Source organism: Iodobacter sp. CM08, assembly GCF_033446605.1.
Taxonomy (GTDB): domain Bacteria; phylum Pseudomonadota; class Gammaproteobacteria; order Burkholderiales; family Chitinibacteraceae; genus Iodobacter.
The window spans coordinates 1-5741 of the sequence record NZ_JAWQUO010000074.1 but is presented as its reverse complement, the minus strand read 5'-3'; the positions used below and the strand labels follow the sequence as shown (position 1 = coordinate 5741).

Sequence of the window (5741 nt, the reverse complement as noted above, 5' to 3'; positions counted from 1 at the left end):
CGTTTCAATCGTCGAGCAGACCTGTGCGCTCTGATTCCTCGATTACTCAAAGCCGTGATGCAGGCTAAACCTTGTCCAAGAGGGGTATTTCAAGCCTTAATTGAGCAAGAGACATAATCAGGTTCCTCTTTGCCATCGGGGTAAACCGTGCGATAGACATAGCCGTCGATATAAAAGTAATAGTAAGTCTCTTGCGCCAGCGCATCGGTGGTGATGGTCAGGCGCAGATCAGGCACATATTCGAGCTGGATGCTGTTGCTGCCATCGTCGGCGTATTCACGAATCGTTTTGGATTTGGCGTCTGTGCCATCCCACTCGATATTCTGGCCTTGCTTAGATTGTTAAAGATCGGCAAGTCTATGCTTGATTCTGATCCCAATACCAAATCGTCGCGCCGTAAGTAGATGTAGGGAAATCAGGCATTAACTCTCCCGCCATAAATAAGGCACGGCTGTTTTGTTTGGCGGGGGTGTACCAGTAGCCTGATTGCGGGCAGGGTTGATCCGCTTCGCAGCGCTGTATATCCGCGTTATTTTGAGGAAAAGGCACGACAACAGCAGAGGCCACTGGCACATCTGGAATATCAAAACGCTTTAGCCATTGATCCGTAAGATCGGGTGTAAACCTAGCTTCACCAGCAATCGAGCCGTAATGCAAATTAGATAGTTCCGCCACACGAGCCGGTTTTAGGATGCGGTTGGCGGCGATATAGCTGGTGGGTAGCGGGCCTTTTTCTACCCAGCCCAGCTCAGGGTATTCACCCGTTTTAACCATGATGCCGCCGGTGTAATTCAACAAGCCAAGCCCTTCTTGCTCTAAAACGGATGCCAGCACATCTTTGCCACCTAATTGTGGTAAATAACTGTCCGATAAAATCGTGTACCAGTTGATACTTTTAAAACCTTCACGTAATTCGTCGTGGCTAAGGCAGCTACCGACATCAAAACATCTAAATTGCTCGGAGTTTTCCAATTCTAAATTTTCATAACGATGATATTCATTACACTGCTGGAAACCTAGCCCCGCATAGCCATGTAAAGGTTGTAGCAAACTGGCCCATTTGCGTAAGCGCTGCTCGAATACAATTAGACCGTTGCCTTGCAGCTCCTCTATAGGTAAGTAAATATTAAGGTACGAAATTCCTTTATAATTTTTTTCTTTCCAGCCTGCCATTGAGTAGGCTTCAACCGCATAGCTGCCGACGAATTCATAGCCAGCACCAGATGACCACGTAAACTCAAAAGGATGAGTCATAGGTAAGGTTCTGACCCAGTCGCTGCTGTTGGCATAATCACTTTCGGAATAGGCTCGGATTCTGTCCTGCCCATCCCCCCAATAGCCCGATTGAAGATGTTGACCGTAATGTAGGTGAAATTCTTGCATCACTTGGGCAATAGCTTGCCGGCGGGCAGGCAGATAAGCCCCAACCATGTAAAACACGGCCACTAAGCCGCCTTGTAAAGTTGTCTTATCTGGCTCGTCTTCGTCTACATAGGTAAAGTGCCAGTTTGCCTCTTCCCATTCTGCAAAAAAGCTCATGACTTAATCCTGATCAGCATCCCAATACCAAATCGTTGCACCGTAACTAGAGCCGGGGAAATCTGGCATTAGCTCGCCTTGTTTAAACAAAGCGCGGCTGTTTTGTTTGGTGGGGGTGTACCAGTAACCTGATTGTGGGCAGGTGTGATCCGCTTCGCAGCGCGGTATATCCGCGTTATTTTGAGGAAAAGGCACGACAGCGGCAGAGGCTATTTGTACCTCTGGAATATCAAAGCGCTTTAGCCATTGATCCGTAAGATCGGGTGTAAACCTAGCCTCACCGGCAATCGAGCCGTAATGCAAATTAGATAGCTCCGCCACACGGGCCGGTTTTAGGATACGGTTGGCGGCGATATAGCTGGCGGGTAGCGGGCCTTTTTCTACCCAGCCCAGCTCAGGGTATTCACCTGTTTTGACCATAATGCCGCCGGTGTAATTCAACAAACCAAGCCCTTCTTGCTCTAAAACGGATGCCAGCACATCTTTGCCACCTAATTGTGGTAAATAACTCTCCGATAAAATCGTGTACCAGTTGATACTTTTAAAACCTTCACGTAATTCGTCGTGGCTAAGGCAGCTACCAACATCAAAACATCTAAATTTCTCGGCGTGTTCCAGCTCTAAATTTTCATAACGCTGAAACTCATTACACTGCTGGAAACCAAGCCCCGTATAGCCATGCAAGGGTTGTAGCAAGCTGGCCCATTCACGTAAGCGCTGCTCAAAAATGGCTAAGCCATTTCCTTTTAATTCTTCAATAGGGAGATAAATTCTTAAATGCGCAATGCTCTTATAATTTTTTTCCCACCAAAATGCTTGCGAATAAGCTTTTATTGCATAACTCCCTACGAATTCATAGCCAGCGCCAGACGACCAAGTAAATTCAACAGGATGAGTCATAGGCAAGGTTCTTACCCATTCACTACCGTTAGCATAATCGCTGGCGGAATAAGTGCGGATTCTGTCCTGTCCGTCGCCCCAATAGCCCCATTGAAGATGTTGACCGTAATGCAGGTGAAATTCTTGCATCACTTGGGCAATAGCTTGCCGACGGGCAGGCAGATAAGCCCCAACCATGTAAAACACGGCCACTAAGCCGCCTTGTAAAGTTGTCTTATCTGGCTCGTCTTCGTCTACATAGGTAAAGTGCCAGTTTGCCTCTTCCCATTCTTCAAAAAAGCTCATATTGATTCCTGTTTATTCTGGGATGAAAAGTACATTCATCGAAACATCTTTATTCTGCGCATTTAATGGGCTGGCCGCTGCCTCATAAATGGCCGCGTTGGCCGCTAAAGTGCTGGCAATAATAGGTTTGGCAGGAAAGCGAATTAAGGTCTTACTCCCTCGTGCCAGTAAAACAATGCCATCGCCCAGCGTGGCCGTTTCGGCCATTGCTGCGACGCCAAACCATGCGGCCCCAGCTGCTGCACCTGCTAAAGGAGCAGCTAGCGTAAGTTCCAAACTTTGCCTTGTGTGCTCTCTTTGCCGCTCTGCTGCTGCAGCTTGGGCGGGGTCGTAAGCACGTAAGACCGGCGTGCCTGCCGGTATCTGAGCGGGGACTAGTTTGCGGCGTACTTGCTCCAGCTCTTGCTGAACTTCCCCCAAGAGTAAAGCGCCAGGAGCCAGCGCTTGCCGCAGCGGGAGGGGAGAATCGACTTTATTTTCTACATCACGAAATACCGGCTCGCTCAATCTTGCCTCAGTTAGCCAGGCACGACGCTTATGTTTGCCTGTTTGGCATACTTTTGTTTCGAGCAAACGAAATTTATCTTTAATGTCCCCCGCAATTTTTATGTATGCCTCTCTTTGATCATCCCATAACTGATCATTCCCAAACTTCATTTCAATTACAAAAGCAATATTTGAGGGGGTAAACAGCGCCGCTCCGCTCAGGCTTTTGTAATTTTTAAAGCGGATCACATCAGGAATACGTAACAAGCCTGGCAGCTTAACCCTGCCTTGTTTATCCATGCCTAATATCCCTGCTGTTTCCACGTTGATCAGCATATTGATCTGGCGAAAATCAGCGGGACTAAGATTATCCTCCAGCATTTTTTTCGTTAGTACGGCATCGAGCAGAGACAGCTCTACCCCCATATCCAGCGCTGCACGCTTATGAGAAATTCCATAAAAATTCATCGGCATGGTTGATGGTCGATGTGGCTCATCATTACTCATAATCGGCTTAGGGCCACCCGGTGCCCCCATATCAAAGCCGACCTCTCCGTAATAGGGCCACTTCCATTTATTAAATTTACAATCTAAAGACACCCACTTAGAAACCTGACGCTGATAACGGGGTGTGCGATTTTTGGCCATCAGTGGGAAGCGCTCAGCAAAACCCGCTTTCTGGCAGAGATACCATAAATCCATAGGGTTGGTCACAGGCAGCACTGTGCCCGCCTGTGCTGGCGTTTTGGTCGTGCTCTTGCGGCCACTGGCCGGTGTTTGTGAGCTTTTTTTGGGAGGGGTAGCCATTTAAATTTCCTCCTGATCGTCTTGGGTGTTTTCTGGATTTGTTAGGTCGATAAAATCCAGTTGATGTGCAATCGTGCCATCCCAGTATTTAACTTGAAGCAGATCTGGCTTATCTTTTTTAGGCAGTGCTTCAGCTTGTACTGGATCAGTTTGCTCTGAGTGAACGATTTGAGTTTCGCCTTTGTTATCGGTTTCGCCTTTAATCATGGTACCGTCAGGCAATGTCATTTGATAAGGATGATTTGGCAATACCTTACCCTTTGCATTTTTGAGAACAAAAAACTCTTGGAATTTCCCACTCTTAGGTAAATCAGGAAGTTCTACGCTTAGTTTTGCTGGCCCACTCCAATCATGGCTGCCGCCTTTAATACTCACTTTCCCCGGCGCATGCAGCTCGATTTTGCCATCTTTGATGCGGATATAAGCGCCGCCGGCGGTGAGTAGGATTTCTTGCTTGGCGTTGAAGAGGCCCTTGCCTTTGATTGCGGTGAGTTTGACGTTTTTGTCGCCGGTGACTTCGATGTCGTCGCTTTGGGCCTGCATTTGCAGTTGGCCTTTGGCTGCGATGAACTTCATGGTGATTTTGTCTTTAATCCCGCCGGTAAATAGGCTGATGTGCTGACCGACGTTGTGTATCCAGCGGCGGCCGCTGCTTTGGTTGGTGTCTCTTTGGGCGACTTGGTCTAGGTTGCTGCCTGCGCTGAGGGTCTGGCTTTGCGGGCTGGTGATGGCCACGCCGTCCTCGCCGTGCAGCAGGATGATTTTTTGCTGGCCAGCCTGCTCTTTGGATTTTGTTTTGCCGTCTTTATCCGTGTTTGACCCCGCTTCAAAGCTTTTGCTGGCGTGCACGTGATGGTAAAGGTGGCCGTGGCTGGCTTTGTCGCCTGAGCTATTGTCGGGCTTGATGGTTTGATCGTCGTTGCCAGTTTCAATGGTGTCGGCGAGTTGTTTGGTAGCGTATTCGCCGAGGTTTTTGGCGGTGTCTAAAGCGGATTCCAGCTGGCTTTGCGCGGGGCTGCGATCGAGTTGTTTTCCGCTCGCGCCGCCTTTGGCTTCGGTGCTAATGAGTAAGCCGCTGGCGCGAATGGCACCTTGTTTATCGCTGCGTAATTCAAAGCCTTCGCCGCGTGGTTCACCTTTTCCATCCGTGCGCGGGTGGATTAAGTAGCCAAGGTTGAGCTGAGTTTTACCGTGCTCGCTGGATAATTTAGTGCGCACTTCGCCTTTGCTGTCGTCAAACAGCAGCTCGCCGTATTGGCCGCCTTCAAATTCTTTACTCTTGATGCCAGATAGGGTTTTATTGGCGGGCAAGCTGCCAGCGCCGCTGAATGTTGAAGGTGGATGAGATCCGTTGTGAACCACGGCGGTAACGATGGGCCGGTCGATATCTCCCTCGATAAAATCCACCAAAACTTCTTCGCCGATTCGCGGGATAAACTGGTGGCCAAAGCCTGCACCGGCGCTCGGCATGGAGACGCGTATCCAGCAGGATGATTTATCGTCTAGGTTTGCGCCAAACTCAGGGTGCTCCTGAGCTCGCTGCCAATGTAGCTGAATTTTTATCCGGCCTTGCTCGTCGGTGTGGACTTCTGATCCAGCAGGGCCGACTACGGTGGCGGTTTGCACGCCACGGCTGGTGGGTTTGGTAAATTCTTGTTCGCCAAGGTGACTAAGCATGGGCTGGCCGCGTCTTTGGGCGGTGAAGTCGGTCTTATAAGGTGGAT

5 protein-coding genes are annotated in these 5741 nt (G+C 49.3%); all 5 read right to left on the bottom strand.

The genetic code is table 11. The features are described 5' to 3' along the window. Positions 1 to 89: 89 nt before the first annotated feature. Entirely contained in the window at positions 90 to 236 is a 147-nt protein-coding gene (locus R6242_RS21825; protein ID WP_318430943.1) for a hypothetical protein, read from the bottom strand. A 121-nt stretch (positions 237 to 357) separates the two neighbouring features. Further along, the gene (locus tag R6242_RS21820; RefSeq protein WP_318430941.1) at positions 358 to 1539 is read right to left on the bottom strand and encodes a type VI immunity family protein; all 1182 of its coding nucleotides are present in this window, start codon (positions 1537 to 1539) and stop codon (positions 358 to 360) included. 3 nt (positions 1540 to 1542) lie between these two features. Next, on the bottom strand, positions 1543 to 2724 hold the full coding sequence (locus R6242_RS21815) for a type VI immunity family protein (protein WP_318430939.1): 1182 nt from the start codon (positions 2722 to 2724) through the stop codon (positions 1543 to 1545). Positions 2725 to 2736: 12 nt separating this feature from the next. Beyond that, positions 2737 to 4017 (bottom strand): hypothetical protein, encoded by a 1281-nt coding sequence (locus tag R6242_RS21810; RefSeq protein ID WP_318430937.1) that lies wholly within the window; start codon positions 4015 to 4017, stop codon positions 2737 to 2739. Continuing rightward, positions 4018 to 5741: type VI secretion system tip protein VgrG (locus R6242_RS21805; protein ID WP_318430936.1), on the bottom strand; the 1724-nt coding region annotated here is incomplete at its 5' end.